This window comes from Symbiopectobacterium sp. Eva_TO, from assembly GCF_053848865.1.
In genome coordinates, this window is sequence record NZ_JBSPEY010000004.1 from 58180 (window position 1) to 73673 (window position 15494).

Annotated in this window: 26 protein-coding genes and 1 pseudogene; 10 read left to right on the forward strand and 17 right to left on the reverse strand. The window is 48.1% G+C overall.

Annotated elements, in window-relative coordinates:
• Positions 1 to 83 precede the first annotated feature (83 nt).
• From ACWWJF_RS02145 to ACWWJF_RS02190, 10 genes and pseudogenes are all read right to left on the reverse strand, one after another.
• A complete protein-coding gene (locus tag ACWWJF_RS02145; RefSeq protein WP_455868553.1) occupies positions 84 to 512 on the reverse strand; it encodes a lysis protein in 429 nt (142 codons plus the stop codon).
• Positions 491 to 1006, reverse strand: coding sequence for a lysozyme (locus ACWWJF_RS02150; protein WP_455868554.1), 516 nt, complete (start codon positions 1004 to 1006; stop codon positions 491 to 493). Before ACWWJF_RS02150 ends, ACWWJF_RS02145 begins: the two co-directional genes overlap by 22 nt.
• On the reverse strand, positions 1006 to 1260 hold the full coding sequence (locus tag ACWWJF_RS02155) for a phage holin (RefSeq protein WP_455868555.1): 255 nt from the start codon (positions 1258 to 1260) through the stop codon (positions 1006 to 1008). The genes ACWWJF_RS02150 and ACWWJF_RS02155 overlap by 1 nt, the downstream gene beginning before the upstream one ends.
• Positions 1261 to 1344: 84 nt before the next feature.
• On the reverse strand, positions 1345 to 1602 hold the full coding sequence (locus ACWWJF_RS02160) for a hypothetical protein (protein ID WP_455868556.1): 258 nt from the start codon (positions 1600 to 1602) through the stop codon (positions 1345 to 1347).
• 616 nt (positions 1603 to 2218) lie between these two features.
• Positions 2219 to 2593, reverse strand: a pseudogene (locus tag ACWWJF_RS02165) (ORF6N domain-containing protein); the annotation flags it as partial.
• Positions 2594 to 2841: 248 nt separating this feature from the next.
• A complete protein-coding gene (locus tag ACWWJF_RS02170; RefSeq protein ID WP_455868557.1) occupies positions 2842 to 3180 on the reverse strand; it encodes an antiterminator Q family protein in 339 nt (112 codons plus the stop codon).
• Complete coding sequence (locus tag ACWWJF_RS02175; protein WP_455868558.1) at positions 3177 to 3335, reverse strand: helix-turn-helix domain-containing protein; 159 nt, start codon at positions 3333 to 3335, stop codon at positions 3177 to 3179. Before ACWWJF_RS02175 ends, ACWWJF_RS02170 begins: the two co-directional genes overlap by 4 nt.
• Positions 3332 to 3694, reverse strand: a complete 363-nt coding sequence (locus ACWWJF_RS02180) for a RusA family crossover junction endodeoxyribonuclease (RefSeq protein ID WP_455868559.1) — start codon at positions 3692 to 3694, stop codon at positions 3332 to 3334. The genes ACWWJF_RS02175 and ACWWJF_RS02180 overlap by 4 nt, the downstream gene beginning before the upstream one ends.
• Positions 3691 to 3981, reverse strand: a complete 291-nt coding sequence (locus ACWWJF_RS02185) for a DUF1364 domain-containing protein (RefSeq protein ID WP_455868560.1) — start codon at positions 3979 to 3981, stop codon at positions 3691 to 3693. Before ACWWJF_RS02185 ends, ACWWJF_RS02180 begins: the two co-directional genes overlap by 4 nt.
• 199 nt (positions 3982 to 4180) lie before the next feature.
• On the reverse strand, positions 4181 to 4618 hold the full coding sequence (locus tag ACWWJF_RS02190) for a recombination protein NinB (protein ID WP_455868561.1): 438 nt from the start codon (positions 4616 to 4618) through the stop codon (positions 4181 to 4183).
• A gap of 185 nt (positions 4619 to 4803) precedes the next feature.
• Between ACWWJF_RS02190 and ACWWJF_RS02195 the strand changes: the two genes are divergently transcribed.
• Entirely contained in the window at positions 4804 to 5466 is a 663-nt protein-coding gene (locus tag ACWWJF_RS02195) for a DUF4145 domain-containing protein (RefSeq protein ID WP_455868562.1), read from the forward strand.
• 487 nt (positions 5467 to 5953) lie between these two features.
• On the opposite strand, the gene ACWWJF_RS02200 is transcribed toward ACWWJF_RS02195, so the two are convergent.
• The 5 genes from ACWWJF_RS02200 to ACWWJF_RS02220 all read right to left on the reverse strand — a co-directional run bounded on the left by ACWWJF_RS02200 (position 5954) and on the right by ACWWJF_RS02220 (position 9191).
• Positions 5954 to 7294: a replicative DNA helicase gene (locus ACWWJF_RS02200; protein WP_455868563.1), complete on the reverse strand. Its 1341-nt coding sequence runs from the start codon at positions 7292 to 7294 to the stop codon at positions 5954 to 5956.
• Positions 7294 to 8172 (reverse strand): replication protein, encoded by an 879-nt coding sequence (locus ACWWJF_RS02205; RefSeq protein ID WP_455868564.1) that lies wholly within the window; start codon positions 8170 to 8172, stop codon positions 7294 to 7296. Before ACWWJF_RS02205 ends, ACWWJF_RS02200 begins: the two co-directional genes overlap by 1 nt.
• The gene (locus tag ACWWJF_RS02210; RefSeq protein ID WP_455868565.1) at positions 8159 to 8323 is read right to left on the reverse strand and encodes a hypothetical protein; all 165 of its coding nucleotides are present in this window, start codon (positions 8321 to 8323) and stop codon (positions 8159 to 8161) included. Before ACWWJF_RS02210 ends, ACWWJF_RS02205 begins: the two co-directional genes overlap by 14 nt.
• A gap of 98 nt (positions 8324 to 8421) precedes the next feature.
• A complete protein-coding gene (locus tag ACWWJF_RS02215; protein ID WP_455868566.1) occupies positions 8422 to 8754 on the reverse strand; it encodes a hypothetical protein in 333 nt (110 codons plus the stop codon).
• Positions 8755 to 8951: 197 nt separating this feature from the next.
• Complete coding sequence (locus ACWWJF_RS02220; RefSeq protein ID WP_455868567.1) at positions 8952 to 9191, reverse strand: Cro/CI family transcriptional regulator; 240 nt, start codon at positions 9189 to 9191, stop codon at positions 8952 to 8954.
• Between the two features lie 102 nt (positions 9192 to 9293).
• Between ACWWJF_RS02220 and ACWWJF_RS02225 the strand changes: the two genes are divergently transcribed.
• Both ACWWJF_RS02225 and ACWWJF_RS02230 read left to right on the forward strand, forming a co-directional pair.
• The gene (locus ACWWJF_RS02225; RefSeq protein ID WP_455868568.1) at positions 9294 to 9941 is read left to right on the forward strand and encodes a LexA family protein; all 648 of its coding nucleotides are present in this window, start codon (positions 9294 to 9296) and stop codon (positions 9939 to 9941) included.
• A 416-nt stretch (positions 9942 to 10357) separates the two neighbouring features.
• Complete coding sequence (locus ACWWJF_RS02230) at positions 10358 to 10735, forward strand: antitermination protein (RefSeq protein WP_455868569.1); 378 nt, start codon at positions 10358 to 10360, stop codon at positions 10733 to 10735.
• Positions 10736 to 10831: 96 nt separating this feature from the next.
• On the opposite strand, the gene ACWWJF_RS02235 is transcribed toward ACWWJF_RS02230, so the two are convergent.
• Positions 10832 to 11242, reverse strand: a complete 411-nt coding sequence (locus ACWWJF_RS02235) for a hypothetical protein (protein ID WP_455868570.1) — start codon at positions 11240 to 11242, stop codon at positions 10832 to 10834.
• A 170-nt stretch (positions 11243 to 11412) separates the two neighbouring features.
• On the opposite strand from ACWWJF_RS02235, the gene ACWWJF_RS02240 reads away from it, so the two are divergent.
• From ACWWJF_RS02240 to ACWWJF_RS02260, 5 genes are all read left to right on the forward strand, one after another.
• Positions 11413 to 11649 (forward strand): hypothetical protein, encoded by a 237-nt coding sequence (locus tag ACWWJF_RS02240; RefSeq protein ID WP_455868571.1) that lies wholly within the window; start codon positions 11413 to 11415, stop codon positions 11647 to 11649.
• 141 nt (positions 11650 to 11790) lie between these two features.
• The gene (locus ACWWJF_RS02245) at positions 11791 to 11919 is read left to right on the forward strand and encodes a protease FtsH-inhibitory lysogeny factor CIII (RefSeq protein ID WP_455868572.1); all 129 of its coding nucleotides are present in this window, start codon (positions 11791 to 11793) and stop codon (positions 11917 to 11919) included.
• A 108-nt stretch (positions 11920 to 12027) separates the two neighbouring features.
• Positions 12028 to 12336, forward strand: coding sequence for a hypothetical protein (locus tag ACWWJF_RS02250; RefSeq protein ID WP_455868573.1), 309 nt, complete (start codon positions 12028 to 12030; stop codon positions 12334 to 12336).
• Entirely contained in the window at positions 12333 to 13073 is a 741-nt protein-coding gene (bet, locus tag ACWWJF_RS02255; RefSeq protein ID WP_455868574.1) for a phage recombination protein Bet, read from the forward strand. The genes ACWWJF_RS02250 and bet overlap by 4 nt, the downstream gene beginning before the upstream one ends.
• Positions 13057 to 13680 (forward strand): lambda exonuclease family protein, encoded by a 624-nt coding sequence (locus ACWWJF_RS02260; protein WP_455868575.1) that lies wholly within the window; start codon positions 13057 to 13059, stop codon positions 13678 to 13680. Before bet ends, ACWWJF_RS02260 begins: the two co-directional genes overlap by 17 nt.
• A 66-nt stretch (positions 13681 to 13746) precedes the next feature.
• Here the strand turns inward: ACWWJF_RS02260 and ACWWJF_RS02265 are convergent, their stop codons facing one another.
• The gene (locus ACWWJF_RS02265) at positions 13747 to 14061 is read right to left on the reverse strand and encodes a DUF1640 domain-containing protein (RefSeq protein ID WP_455868576.1); all 315 of its coding nucleotides are present in this window, start codon (positions 14059 to 14061) and stop codon (positions 13747 to 13749) included.
• A 228-nt stretch (positions 14062 to 14289) separates the two neighbouring features.
• On the opposite strand from ACWWJF_RS02265, the gene ACWWJF_RS02270 reads away from it, so the two are divergent.
• Both ACWWJF_RS02270 and ACWWJF_RS02275 read left to right on the forward strand, forming a co-directional pair.
• The gene (locus ACWWJF_RS02270; RefSeq protein WP_455868577.1) at positions 14290 to 14571 is read left to right on the forward strand and encodes a helix-turn-helix transcriptional regulator; all 282 of its coding nucleotides are present in this window, start codon (positions 14290 to 14292) and stop codon (positions 14569 to 14571) included.
• Between the two features lie 120 nt (positions 14572 to 14691).
• Entirely contained in the window at positions 14692 to 15441 is a 750-nt protein-coding gene (locus ACWWJF_RS02275; protein WP_455868578.1) for a Rha family transcriptional regulator, read from the forward strand.
• Positions 15442 to 15494: the final 53 nt, after the last annotated feature.

A 15494-nucleotide genomic window follows, 5' to 3' on the forward strand; every position in this document is an offset into this window, starting at 1 on the left:
TCAGGCTCATATCCCGAAAGACTCTTGGTTTTGTGCGCACGAGGATACACAGGCGAAAAAAAAACCCCGGATTAACGTGGTGGTTATTTCAAGCACTGCTCACGGACGTATTGCTGCAATCCGGTCAGTTGCTTTGTGATGGTTTCGATTCGCTCTCGGAGAGTGAAATAATTCCGTTGAGCGGTGTCACTAAGTCGGGCGCTGGTAGCATCATCCAGGCTGGGGGTGGAGGTGGTTTGCTTGATGACATTGACGCGCAGCCCGCACTTGCCAGCAGCAACACAGCGCTGCAAATCAGCCAGCTTGCTTTTAGCATCTGCGAGTTCTCCGGTGTATTTGGCATCAAGCTCGGCAACATCACGCTGTCTGGTCTGCAAGTCGGCGATGGTGTCTTTCGCCAGCGCCAAATCGTTTGCTGCGTTACTGTATGCGTCGTGGTAGTAGTAGACACCGAATGACAGTGCGGTAATGAGAGCAACGAGAACGGCGATCACTGTAGCCCTGATAGACATAGTTCACGCTCCTTCTCGCGCCGAGCAACGAGGCTAGGAAGAACTTTACCGCCGCCGTATACCCAACGCGGGAACTGCTCACACGCTGCCTGAATTTTTCCGGCACGGAACAACTGAAATATGGTTGAGGTCTGCACCTTTGCACAGCCAGCATTAAAAGCAATGCTTACCGCTGCGCTAAATGCGTTATCTGGTAATTTCTTACCACCTGCGTATTTATCAACGCAATTTTCAGCCTCAAGGATATTTTTCTGCCAGTCTGCGGCAATCTGCTGGTTTGTCTTGCGGGTGCCATCAACAACGCCATGCGTATTGCCAATGCCATCAGTCAAAATACCGGCTGAGCATACATAGGGGTCACGGCGGCATGATTCGGCATTACCGATAAGCTCCAGACCTGCTTTGTTAGTTCGCACCTGTCCGTTATTCATCACAATGCCGATGATCACCCCCACGGAGCAAATTACACCCGCGGCAGTTTTACGTTTGCTCATCACGCACCGCCTTTTTCCCTCAACTGGTATTCCTTCCTGCGGTAGTACCAGTTGATAGCAAAGGTGCCGACTGTGCAGACCATGCCGACGATGATCGCCCAATCACCCAGCGTTAACCCGGCCATTTTGTTTGCAAGCAACCATACGCTCTCTGTAGTTGATGCGGCGTAGGCTCTGGCAGAAGCGCCCAGCCCTATTAGCCCCGTCCCGCTTCCGTATGAAAGCCTGCTGTAGATAGTACTCATTCGTGTCATAGCCTCACCCTGCTAAGTGGGCGCTGTGTGATTTAGGAAATAAAAAGGCCGCGCGTTAGCGCAGCCTTGCAGAACTACAATAGATTACTCAGTTATATAATTTATATTGCATGAATGTAACCTAATGTTACCTATCTGTTGTTGATAAATCATTTTAGGAGTAAAGGCTGGTCTAATACTTACCGCCATTCGGCGTTTATTAATTTTCGCCGGTAAATGTTTTTCAGTATTATTTGAAATCTGATTCAAATTACAAGCAAGGGGTGACATTTCTCCAGGGCATGTAGCTGAAGTATTTTGGAAAGGTTGTACTGGAACACTTCTGTTTACATCAACAATCATGGCATAACCTATTAATAATGATTAAGAGATCATTATTATATTTTACAACTGATTGTAATTTATATAAATAAAAAGCCCCAACCAAAGTTGGGGCTTCATGTCCTGCGCGCTTTTGCCGCAGTATGGGGTGATTATGTGTTATAACGTTATAACAGTCAAGCACTTTAGCTGATCATTTGATCAGTTATTTAGCCTCATTCCGTCAATGACGCTGTAGGAATTTTTGAATATCCGCCTGCTGCCATCGTGCTAATGTATTCGTCAGTAGCAGATTATACGATTGGTTAGTTTCATCAAGCAGCTGTTTCATTTCTGACACCACGGTGTCTGCATCCTCACGATTCTTGAGAACTCGCCGAGCAGCTTGCTTTTCAGCGTCGTACATGACCTCTTTCAGTGCATTGGTGAAACTGTAAATGCGTTGGCACTCTTCCGCGAGGATCGGGATATGACTCACGCCAAAGTGCTGTGGGGAAGAGACGCCCGCCGCATAGCGCAGTGCATGCCAGATAGCATTGCTCCATGAGCGCTCGAATCGGAAGCCGTTTGCCATGCCCCAGATAAGCCTCGCAAGATGGGATGTATCATCGGTGGTTAGTGGCTCTCGGGCTTCAGGCTGGTAACGTGGCGGATTGTTAGCACGTTCAGTATTGAAGTAGCAATCTTCCAGTTGCTCGAATACTTCCCATGCCTGGTCGGTTTCAAGCATCTTGGCGTGTCTTGCGGCTCCGCGTTCTGTCCAGAGGATGAGACTGCGAGTTTTGGGTGAGATTTGCAAGTGTCTTAAAGACACTCTCAAATTATCAAGGTCACTTCCGGTTACTTTGTACAAATGCTTGCCATCAACGAACCGATCAGCATTACGGTTGTGATTTTTGCGGATTCTAGCTGGCTCTGTGCCGTAAAGTTCAGCTAAAAGCTCAGTGGTAATAACAGGAATATTTTTATGAGTGATAACACTCAAGGATTTTGTAGATACGCGGTTAGCCATAGCTGGCTCCTTCTCTGTTTAGTTTCAGTTCGGATTACCAGTTAGTAGCTGGTAGCCGGGTGTCAACTAGAGCCTAAACAGACGCTCCGGGCATATTCCCCTTGCGGGTATTGTATTACGCCTCTCCACCCGGCCTTCGGATGTGATTACGCCCTTTTACGGGCATAAAAAAGCCGCATGGCTATCGGGTGCGGTTAACCGCTGTTTAGATTCTAGTACATTCAGTATCTCGACAGCTGCGTGAGTTGTCAAGCCGCCTCCAAAAGTTCAGCCACACTACCCGCTATGTAAGCCTCGGCGCGAGCAAGAAAACCCGTTATATAGTAAGTGGGCTTCCCTAACTCTTGGCCTATCGCCCTGCAAGACGCCTTGCCCTTGTAATACGCCACCACGATATCGTACCCCAGCGGGTCGAAGTGCTTGAGTCGCCCTACCGCCCGGTCAACTGTCTCACCGTCGGCATCAGACAGCATGGGCCGGATATCGCTGCTGGCCGTGGCGAGGGGCCATGCTGCCTTGTACTCGGTGCCAATGCGTGAGCCGCTCCAGTTTCCCCATGCCGTCAACAGGTATCGAATATCTCTCATGTCACCGCCCCCCAGTTTTTGCCGTTCCTGATGCTGTAGATATGCTGCTTGCTGGTCTCGAATTTCCTTGCCACCTCCGCTACCGGCATACCGGAGGCCAGTAGCTCCCGGATAAGCGGAATATCTTCCGCCGTCAGTCGCCCTCTTTTTCTCATGCCACCTCCAACTCAGTGATGACGATATCCAGACTGCCTCCACGTTTTTGCTGCCCGCGCCTCACCCTGAAATCGTCTATCTGTTCGTCGTCCAGCATGAAGCCCGCATGCGTGAGCGCATCGAAAACCGCTTTTTGCAGGTTGTCGAGGTCACGGCGTCGTTTGTCTGGCGCGTTGGCGATGATGGAAATTTTTAGTCTTGCGGGCGTGTTGATATCGAGGTTTTGATGTTGAATTATCTGGATGATACTTTGCCGGTATGCTTTGCCTTTCTCGCTGATGTAGTGCCGATGTCGTGCGTGTCGCCAGTAGGTATTAAGCGATGGGGGCCACGGCAGTTTCAGGTGATATTCGGTCATCGCTTAATCTTCCCCTGCGCCAGTAAAATCGCCTGTGTGCGAATGACGCCTTCCAGATGATGCAGCCGGGCATAGTCGGCATCGGTGATACGCGTGCGGCGGTCTATTTCATCGTGACACCCTGAACAGGCCCATGCGCCAAAAAGGTCGTCAGGCTTCATGCCGGTGCCGCAAATGCCGGACATTCGGTAATGGGCCAGCACTACAGTTTCCGCGTTGCCGTTACAGATACCTGAGAGCATCACCTGACACTCCCGACCTCTGGCCTCTTTTCTAAGATTCGCCATATCTACCCCCAAATTTTGTTAACCATTGAGCGTGGTGTTGGTTTGAGGTAGTGCTGTTCGGGAAGGGTGACGACGACATCCCAATATTTGGGGTCGCTGCTCAGTGACCTGACAGCGCAATAGCCGTTTTCTTTGTAGTGCCTGACGAGGCGCTCCGCCTCTTCACTGGTTAACCCATCGTACTTGAAAGGTATTTTTTTCATCCAACTCTCCCAAAGTAATCCCCTGAATAACGTACCTCGCGCATCCTGACGCCGTTGCCGAGCGACCAGGCCTGGGCGTACTCAATCAAACTGTTCATGCGCTTTATGCCCATCTGAGCCGTGCTCTCACGGATGCTGCAAAACTCCCCCTCCAGCCCCGTAACCACCTCCCCCGGCCTGCCGGTAGCGATGGCATGTCCCGAGACAAACAGCGCCTTCCAGTCCAGCAGCGGGCGCGGTTTATCGGCCCACACCACCTGACGCGAAACATCGGTGCATAACGCATGGAACAGGTCGTTCTGCGGTAACGTTCGTTTAGCATCGTTGATGGTGATTTCGAGGGGGCGGTGTAGGTCGGTGGGCAGGGAATCAATAAACGCTTTCAGGTTTTTTCGTATTCTTTCATCACGCAGTAGGAAGCGTGTTTTATCCATGTCACCCTCCGCTTCTGGCGCGAAGCATTCTGTCCTGCTCTATCAACTTTCCAATAAGTGATAGAATGAAGTTTATCTTTTGCTCGCTCGGGGTTATCTCATAGCGTTGTAACAGCGTGACCTCTGGCCTATCCGCGCTACTCAATATCGTGGATATATCATTCAAATAGGGAGTTAACTTATTCATGGCTATGCTTTCCTTCAATACAACCTGTCCTCACTGTTTAAGAGAAAATGCAGTTCTTATTGGTTTAAATGAACAACAAAGGGGGACTACTGATATTTATGATGTGCACTTTGTATGCAATAGTTGCAATAAATCAGGAATAGCCGCCGTCAAAAGCTCTACGGCTCATGGCCCTTTATACTCAGTGCGAACTGGACAAAAGAACATTCTGGTGCCCGCTCCTTCTAGCACGTACTTACTTTATGAAATTTATCCTAAAGTTGAAATCAATAGTGCTCCAGACAATACCCCAGACAGAGCCGCAAAATTTTATGTTGAATCAAAGACCAATTTGCAAAGAGGTAATTTTGAAACAGCAGTGATGCTTTGCAGAAAGGTTATTGACATTGCCACCAGAAATATTCTCGGAGAAGATTCAAATAAAGAGAAACTCTCACAAAGAATATCCATGCTTCATGGCAAGGGGTTAATCACAGAACAGATGAAAGACTGGGCTCACATCGTCCGAATTGATTCAAACGGCGCTGTTCACTCCGATGAAGAGTTCACCCAGGAAGAGGCCGAAGAAATGCTCGGATTCACTGAAGTCTTCCTGCTTTATGCGTTTACCCTCCCAGCGATGGTTGAGGCAAAAAAACGATCCCACGAACAGCAATCATGATTGTGGGCTGGCTATGCAGGCCCCGCTCACTCATCTTAAGTTTCGCTTTTTTTAGGATTTGTAAACCATGTATTTTCGCATTTTTTCTATTTTGTCAACCAAATTGAGGATGTCCCCACCCAAACAAAAAGGGCCGCCATTGCCAGCAGCCCCACGATGCATTCTGTTAGATATGCTGTCATTCCTGTTTCCCTCGCTTTAAAACCCCATGACTTCTTTCAGCGGCTTTCTGTGTATCCCTTTTCATCATTCTGCCGCTGCCGTCAGTGTGTCGCACATGGTCATTTTTCATGCCTGTGATTCCACTCCTCCAGCGTCCTCGCGGCATGCCACCCAAGAAACAGCGGGAAGAACATTACGATGAGATAAGCCGCCCCACGATCAATATCAATAAGTGAACGGATGAAAATGTAACCCGTGCATATCAGGAATATCACGAACCCCATGACGCTGCCTCGCCTATCCATCACTCCTCCTGTTTGTTTGCCTAGCGCCAATCTGCAGATGATTTATCCTGAGAACGCTGGTTTTCTGCGTACTGCTTCGCCGCGGCTGATTGGTCTATGTTGATGAAATGCCCGTTGCGCCAGCCCATATAAAACGTCTTTGGTTGGCCTGAGCGATATTTACCGATAATGATTTCTGCGATGCCCTTCATGTCGCTGTTGCTGTGATAAGCCTCATCGCGGTATGGGAATATCAGAACATCAGCATCTTTCTCTATTGAGCTGGAGCCAGCCAGATCCCCCATGTTCGGGCGTTTTTCCGCTCGGCCCTCTACATTTCGATTAAGCTGGGCAAGAAGTATTACCGGGACCTTGTTTCTTAGGCAGAACTGCTTAAGCTTGCGCGTTACCTCAGCAATGGATAGGTCATAACGATCAGCCTTCGGCAGTTTCATGAGTTCCAGATAATCAATTGCCATGAAGCTAAGGCCGCCATCCATGTTCATTCGTTCAGCATGGGCTATGCACTCATCAACGGTAAATGAGCCGTCTATCACGTAATTATTTTCATCCAGCAACGTTCCAGTAGCCGCTGTCAATCTGGTGTATTGCTCCTGAATCATGTTGATGGGGTTTCTAAGAACTCCGATAGCCAGACCAGACCTATCTGCAACGTGACGCTCAACAACCTGCATATCAGACATTTCAAGCGAGAAAATTAACCCCTTCCCTTTTTGCCTTCCGATTGAGTTAGATATGTTTATCGCTAGCTCTGTTTTCCCCATGCCAGGACGCCCAGCAATGACGATCAGGTCGGTACGGTCAAACCCACCGTATGCCTCATCGAGTGGTTCAATGCCGGTTTTCAGATACATTCCAGACTCAGCACCGCCCATTCGTTTTTCCAACACCTGCAGGTAGTCATCCAGCAAATCACCAATGCGACGCGGTAGCCTGTCGTTGGTTTCGAACTGCAGCTTGCCAAGAATTCCTGATACCTCAGCGATCCGCTCGTTGATATCGTGCGTCCCAGCGCCATCCAGCAGCGATACAGCGCGGAGCAATTCAAGCTTACTCTTGCGCAACATCCAGCACTGACGTACGCGCTTAGCCCAGGCGATGATGTTTGCGGCAGACCAACATCGCTTAGCAACGGACATGACAAGCTCTTTCGTCTCCGCGGGAACGCTAGACTGAACAGCAAACTGATCTACCGGTTCCGCTTTCGCCAGCAACGCGGTGATCACCTCGTACATCTTGCGCAGGTGGAAATTCTCAAAGGCTTCTGCAGGTAGCTTCCCAGCGATATCCCGGCAGTCGATGTGGTCGCCCTTAATCATCATCGAGCCAACCAATTGCTCTTCAAATTCGTAACTGTCCATCAGGCATCCTCCGCAAGGATTTGGTCGATCTTTTCCTGACGCAAGGCGGTCTCAATGCCGTATTTTTTTCCTTCGGGATTGGCACCACAGGCCCATGCAGTGGGTGTGTAGCCGAAATCGATGTAGCCGTTGAGGAGACCGTCGATATCCCTTGGCTGCCTGCCCAGTTCGCGGCATTGCTTCAGGTAGGAGACCCATAAGCGTTTCACCCCGTTCTCGACAGTGGTGGTCACACTGCGAATTTTTGGCAGCCCGTGTTTTTCGGCTTTGCTGTTCCAGGTGTGCTTGAAACGTTCGCGATCAAACGTTGGCATAGCAGAGCGTGGATTCGTGCCTTTGGCTCTGGGATTGGTGCCTTTCTGCCGTGGGGTTAATTTTTCATCATCCGACAAGCCCACTTCGTGGGTTTGGGTATGTGTATTTATTGTCTTTTGAATAATGTCTTTGGTGTCCCCCTGTTTTGAGGGATTGCTATCCCCTAATTTGAGGGATTTTTTATCCCCTATTTTGAGGGATATTCCCTCATTTTGAGGGATACACCATTCGTCTACGTTTTTATTTGGCCCAAACCGGTTACCCTGCTGCTTGAGAAGCCCCATTCTGACAAGCTCTAACTTTGCCTCATTGCAGCGCTTAACAGGCAATCTGGCGATTGCTGATATCTGCGAGTCGCTTATCCTGTCCATGGTTTTATTCCATCCATAAGTGAGCCTCAGAACTGCCAGAAGCACCTTGAACTGACGCTTTGTTAGGTCTGCCCCGGCGTATTCTTCAAGAAGCATGTTTGCCAGCTTAGCGTAACCATCTTCGAGATCCGCCACGCGATGCTCCGTAAAATTTTGTGAGGATTGAACCAGTTTTAGTTTAGGTGCGGCCATCTTTTTTCACCCTCGATTTAGCCAGTCTGAAAACATAGATAAGCCGCTCAGCGAACGGCTTGTTATTAACGGCAGCGACAACTAATCCATCAGGTGAATCGGGATGCACACGTTCCTCTTTTTGCTTGAAATTCCGGCTGTTTCGTGCCATAATTCCTCCTGAAATCAACTGTTTTGTTGTTTATTAAGCCGACCAAGTGTTAGCGCATTGTTCGGCTTTTTCTTTTGTGCTTGCATCATGTTCCCCTCCTATGCAGCAAGGCATTCGTCGCCTGATACAGATTCAGCCGCTTCCAGTTGATACTTCGCAAACTCCATCGCTGAACGAAGCAGATAGCGGTATTCATCCAGCGGCATCTTCTTCTCTCCCTCGAAGACAAAATCCTGCACACCACTGGCGGCTAAGATATCCATCGTCTCGGTGAGCTTCTCTGAGCGGCGCAGGACGGTTGAATCGGCGACACCGAGCATTTTTGCGATGTTGGTCTGGCGTACCCGGACAATGGCCTGATATGCTGTTGTAACGAGGTGACGGCTAATGAACTCAATCGCAGAGTTTTTGCGTGTTTTTGCACGTTCCATTTGGGATGATTTCCTTGTTGAAAGAATAGGTTATCGGATGCACATGTAGATACACGGCACCAGTGTTTTGGTGATCAACAGACGTGACGAAGCCGTGAGCCAGTCACAGTGAGTGTGTTACTGTGGGATGTTGAGTTCGCCACGTTGTCGGTGGCTTCCGTAGGACGAGTGTCCGTTGTGAAGAGCGGTACTGCTGGTTAGGCGACAGAATCAGAATTCTGAAAATAATCAATTACATTCTTTTTGTTGTTTTCATATAGTGCGGGGTTGTACTTGAGTACGCCTTTTGTTCGATATTCAGCTTCTATGGCTCTAGCTTTAGGTATTAGTCGTCCTTTTCGTCTACACCACATTGATATCGCTTCTGGTGTAACACCATAAAATTTAGCAATATTTTTATTTTTCCCAAAATATGACTTTAATTGCTCAACGGTCATACCACCTCCCGCTTAATAAATTAACTTAGATTATAATGACTAGGTTTTTTTAGGTCAATAAAAACTAAAATATCTTAGTAAAATAATTTTTAGGAGCTACTTGTGGAAACGCTAGGTCAGCGCATTAAATCTTTGAGAAAATTAAAAAAATACACTCAGGTTACTCTAGGGAAAAGTATCGGCGTTACAGGCGTCACGGTTGGATACTGGGAGAAAGATTTAAACGAACCTGGAGGGAAGGCACTTAGCAAACTAGCAAAAGCACTTAATACTACAGAGAGTTATTTACTTTACGGCACCGACCCCGGCTCAGTGACAATGATACACGACTCTATGCATATGGTTCCTCTGCTATCTTGGGATGAGGCCATGGCTTTCATTGCAACCGGAGGAAATGAAATGCCTAAAAATGCAAATAATACAGCAACATTTGTTACTGCATCACAAAGGGCGTTTTGTGTAAAAATTGATGATGACACGATGGTAAACCCATATGGAAAACCTAGCATCCCGCAGGGATCAATGATTATTGTTGATCCATTAGTTGAACCCGAAAATGGCAAAATTGTTGCTGCTATTATCTCAGATAGCTCAAATCAACCACCGCGAAGTATGATGACAGTAAAGAAGTTAGTCATGGATGGCTTCAATAATTATTTAATGCCCCTAAACCCTCGATACGATAAGATTCTTGTAACAGATGCATGCAAGATTGTAGGTACTGTTATTGGCGTCCAGTTTGCACTGTAACCCTCTCCTATCCCTTTCATACAGTAAGCCATGACCGCTTAAAAATAAATATTCCTAAATTTACCTTGCCAATAAAACTAAGTTATTTTATATTTTGATTCATCAACCCACCAGACAGCCGCAAGCCAGACGGTGGACCAGCAACCCGCAACGGCAATACCCCGGCAGGCAAGACCTCGAGTTACCCGCCGATTGCCTGAGCGTAAGTAGCCAGCCCGAGGCACACGAACATGACGGCGGTTGTGGCAGATTAAACGCTCTTTCAAAACGAGCCTCGCGCTCTACGGAAGGCACCGACAACGTGCCGAACCTTTGCCCAGATGTTTTTGGGGTGTGGTGGGCTTAATAAAAATTATAGCCAACACCAGGGCCACCACTGGCTCACCACACCACCAAAACTATCTGTTGGAGGACTCATGGCTACTATCATTTACCGTAAATCCGTTAATCCTGTTAGCAAAACAAACGCCGCTATTCGCCGTCATGCCAGACGCAAGGCAGAAGCCATCCGTCGTGAACTGGTGACATCCCGTATTGATAAGGCATTGGGGCAGAAGCCAGAAAAACGCAAAGCGCTTAACCGAATTGAATTAGCCTTCAAGCGCAAACGTGCGCCACGGATTAATTTCGGCATACTGGCCAGTTTCAGGAAGCAAATTAACCGTTTCGCCAAAATGTACGACATGGTTAAGCGTATTAACCATCGCATCTGGTACAGCAAGCCGAAAACGGAGTATGGCATTACCGCCAGAGCAAGACAGACGTATACATCGTGGGGTGTTCGTGAAGTTTGAGGAGGGTCTTATTTGCCTGCCGCAAGTCGCCCCATGCGCAGCAGGCTCTCAGAAATGTGAGAATGTTACCGCCCGTTAGGCATAGTAGCACTAAAATTAAGGCAAGGATCCCATAACATGAGAAAGAGCATCCCCCGAAAAATCAGAAACCCATCCACAGGCACTGCACTGAAAAGGGAAATCCGGAAATCCACTCCCGACTTGTTTAAGACAGTTGGGGCAATAAACCGCGCTGATATAGCCACCAGAGGAATTTTTTCTAAAGGCCGCTCCCATGTGCTGGACAAACTCATCCTTTGCCCGATAAGTCGCTATTTCCTTCTCAAGTTCTACGTTTTTAGCTTTTACCTCGGCAAGTTCTTTTACGGCGGCTTCGTTGGCTTTTTCAATTACTTCAATCTGCTCATAAATGAGAGTAATACGCTCGCGCAAGACCTCGTTGCTTTGAAACGTGGAAAGCGCGCCGATGGCACTTTTGATCGAAGTGATAAGTAATCCGATATCCATACGAGTATCCCTTTAGACTGTGGAATCACCAGTCTATCCGATTTCCTTCGACTGTGGAAAGCAGGGAAACCCTCGCCGCCTGAGAGGGTCACCAAAGCAGGCACTTAACACGGAGGCCACCATGCAAAATCTCATTGACGAAAATATTTTGATAGCCAACGGAGGATTGAATGATGCAACTTAATAAGCCTCATATCACGACCTTCAATCACCCTAATTTCGGTAACATGGTCGCTGTCACCAACGGCAGCAATAATATTAATGATTCACGTTATTTGATGAGTACTGACATCCTCCCTTGTGATGACAATGAGACAAGAGTATATAAGTCAACTATTTTCTATCTGACGGAAGAAAATAAGTGGCTCAAAAAGCAGGTAAAAAAATTAACGGGTATCTATGACTGAAGCACTTTCAGCATTCCCATCATCCGCTTATCGCCGACTCATCCACCACACTGATAATAGATAACACTGAACTACCGCTTTATACCTACGCCGATATTCGCCGGCATATACATCAATCCAAATAGTTAAACGGAGAACGCCATGCAATATGCCTTTGCAGGGTGGCCTATTGCTGGCCGCTCGGAAACACAATTAGACCGAATTATTAAAATAGCTAAAGCCGCTGCCAAATGGCTTAAAGACACGTTAAACCAGCGAGGTGAGCCGTGAAATCTAATCCGTATTTTATAAAAGCCCAAGAGCTATGCAGGGAAGCCGTTCTATACGTAAACAACGAGAAATGGATTGCAGCTATGAAATTATTGCGGAGGGCGAAATATGCTTAGCCCAAACAAGTTATCAGAAATTCGAAAAATTATTGAAACGATGACGGACGACGTCATTGAAGACTGTTACGCAGAGGCTGAGCAATTGGCGGAGAAGTCTATCGAAAGGTTTCGTGTTCCGCTTAGAAAGCACTGGCCTGATGCTTACACAGCTCAAGCCTGTGAATACATGGAAAGCAGCGACGTTGATTATCAGGAAGCAGAGGGTGAACGTATTTTTGACGCCATTTTCCACCGTGTGAAGGTTGAGCGGGCACTCTGGATTTACGACAGGCAGAACAGCACGGAGGATGCAGCATGAGCACGGCATTAACAACAATGGCAGGGAAGCTGGCTGAACGCCTCGGCATGGCACCAGGCACCGAATTAATAAGCACCCTCAAGAATACGGCGTTCAAGGGGGGTAACGTCACGGACGAGCAATTTACCGCCCTACTTATCGTTGCCAACCAGTACGGGCTTAACCCGTGGACGAAAGAGATTTACGCATTCCCTGATAAGGGCGGCATTGTCCCGGTTGTTGGTGTCGATGGTTGGGCCAGAATCATCAACGAGCACCCACAGTTTGACGGGATGGAATTCAGCTACGATAAGGACGAGGGCGCATCGACTTGCAAGATTTACCGCAAAGATCGCAAACACCCCACTGTAGTCACCGAATACATGGGCGAGTGTAAGCGCAATACCCAGCCGTGGCAATCACACCCCACCCGAATGTTGCGCCATAAGTCACTTATTCAGTGTGCGCGCATGGCCTTTGGCTTCGCTGGCATTTACGACAGCGACGAAGCAGAGCGGATCATCGAAAGCAGCCCGGCAAGCGTTGTTGTTGGACAACAAACAGACGAGCGCCGCCCTGCACTCATTGCCCGGTGCGAAGAAGCGGCTCAGATGAGCATGGAAGTTTTCGCTGAAACATGGAAAAACCTGACCCACGAAGAGCGCCAGATTATCGGCAATGCCGAAAAAGAGCGTATCAAGGAAAGCATTCCCGTCGATGCAGAATATAGCGAGGTGGATCATGCAACAGCGCAGTGATGAATGGTTTTCCGCCCGGTGCGGCAACGTGACCGCCAGTCGCCTATCTGACGTAATGGCTAAAACCAAATCGGGCTATTCCGCCAGCCGTCAGAACTACATGGCAGAGCTTATCTGCCAGCGCCTAACTGGAAAGGTGGAAGAAAGTTACTCAAACGCGGCCATGCAGCGCGGCACTGAACTTGAACCGGTAGCGCGAGAGATGTACCTGCTTAACCAGTTTGACGCAGAAGTTACAGAAGTGGGATTTATTCCCCATCCCGATATCGTAGGATTTGGTGCGTCGCCTGATGGCTTGGTCGGAAATGATGGCCTGATAGAAATAAAATGCCCCAACACATGGACGCATTTAGAGACCATCAAGACCGGTAAGCCGAAAAACCAATACCTCCTACAGATGAACGCCCAAATGATGTGTACGGGCAGGAAATGGTGTGATTTTGTCAGCTATGACGACAGGCTACCGCCAGACCTTGCCTATTACCAGTTGAGAATTCATCAGGACGATAAGCTGGTTACTGAAATAGAGGAGGCGTTAAGGCAGTTTCTGTCTGAGCTTGAAAGAGAACTTGAGGTTATTAGAAACTTAGCCAAGGTGGCGGCATGAGTACCTCCACGTCGTCGGGCGGCTGCGCAAACAGGTTCCGCCTGACCCAAGGGGTATAGTGCACCGTCACATTTTGAGAATGGCAGCAATGATACTGACGGCAGCGGCGACCATTAGCCCAAGCCGGATGGTCATCTGCATGCCAAGCTTCTCAAATTTATCATTAATTTTATCAAAACCGGCAGTCATATCCTTGCGGACATCGGCTATCTGAACAGTTAAATCTTTGCGCACGTCTTCAAGGTCACGCTTGGTAGCGACATCCGCAACCTCATGAGACTTGCGTACGACGAGCGAAATCGCCTTGGCCTGCTGACTGGTAAGCCCGGCGGTTTGAAGCTCTTCTGATGCCTGCAAGGTATCAAATGCAACCTGGCCCATAATGTTATTCTCCTTTTTGGGAAGTATAACACAACCATTTTCATTGTGAACTCAGTGAGAAATCGTCGCTGACTGAAGGGAGCTTGATATCCCAACAGCCAGCTAACCCTAAACCTACTCCTAATAAATAAGGATAAGGCTAATGAAAAAGTCTAGTTTTCGTGTGCCCATTTGTGAAGCACAATCGTTAATGTCACGTTTCATCTCTCAAGATACTAGGGCGAAGAAATGAGAATATTCGATTCAAAAAAATTCGCGCAGTTAAATCATATTTTTCCTGAATTAACGCCAGCACAATTTGAAACCGCAATGTTATTTGCTCTGGGAATGACCAAAAAAGAGATTGCCTGGGCACGTAATGTTTCCTATCCAGTGGTAAGAGATACATTGCAAGAAATAAAAAATAAACTTGAATTTTATTCTTTAAGTCATCTTGTTTCGACGATTCATATACGTTTGGTTTTGTTTGCACTGTGCCAATGTACTTTGACAAACAAAGAGCACTGCTGATTAGCCAACTAAAATTGCGACTAAGGCCAGGGCAGATTCCAAGAATTCATTAATCACTAATCCCGCCCCGGGAGCGTGCCGGGGTTCCATTAATCACATTCACTTGTGAGGAGCTTTAACATGCAAAATTTAACCATTGCACAAACATTAACCATGTCCAGCCGTGAAATCGCGGAGTTGACTGACAAGCTACATAAGAACGTCAAGCGAGACATCGAAAAGATGCTCGTTGACCTGGGAGAAGATACGCTCAGTTTTGAGCACATCTATCTGGACTCCATGAATCGCCAGCAGACTGAATATCTTCTCGACCGCGACCACACCGAATGCCTGCTTACCGGCTATAGCGCTGTTCACCGTATGCGCGTTATCAAACGCTGGCATGAGCTTGAAGAGCGTGCAAGCCAGTTCGCTATCCCACAAACCTATCCAGAGGCCCTGCGCCTCGCCGCCGAACTGGCAGAGGAAACCCAGCAGCTAAAACTGATCAACAAAGAACAGGAGGAAGAAATCCACGACCTCAAGAGTCTGTTCAAGGAGGGCATGACCCCCACCCAGTTCTGCAAAATGCTCAACGGTGTTAACACCCAGAAAGTGAACCAGTGGTTAGCAGAGCGTAACTGGCTCTACAACGAAAGCCAATCCGGTACCCGTTGGCGGGCAGCATCCTACGCCCGCGACAAATACCTGACTGAGCACCAACATCTGATTAGCGTTCATGGTGCCGATGACTTCATTAAGCACCAGCCGGTACTCCTTCGCAAAGGTGCTGAACGCCTCTACGTCCTTTACCGCCGTGGAAAAGTGCCCATGAAACTCAACTGGAACGGCGATTTTACCCACCAAAAGCACGTCAGCGTTGCATCGTAAGAGGTTTACTCATGCAAGATTTAATATCTAAACATATTTAGACCATGTCCAGC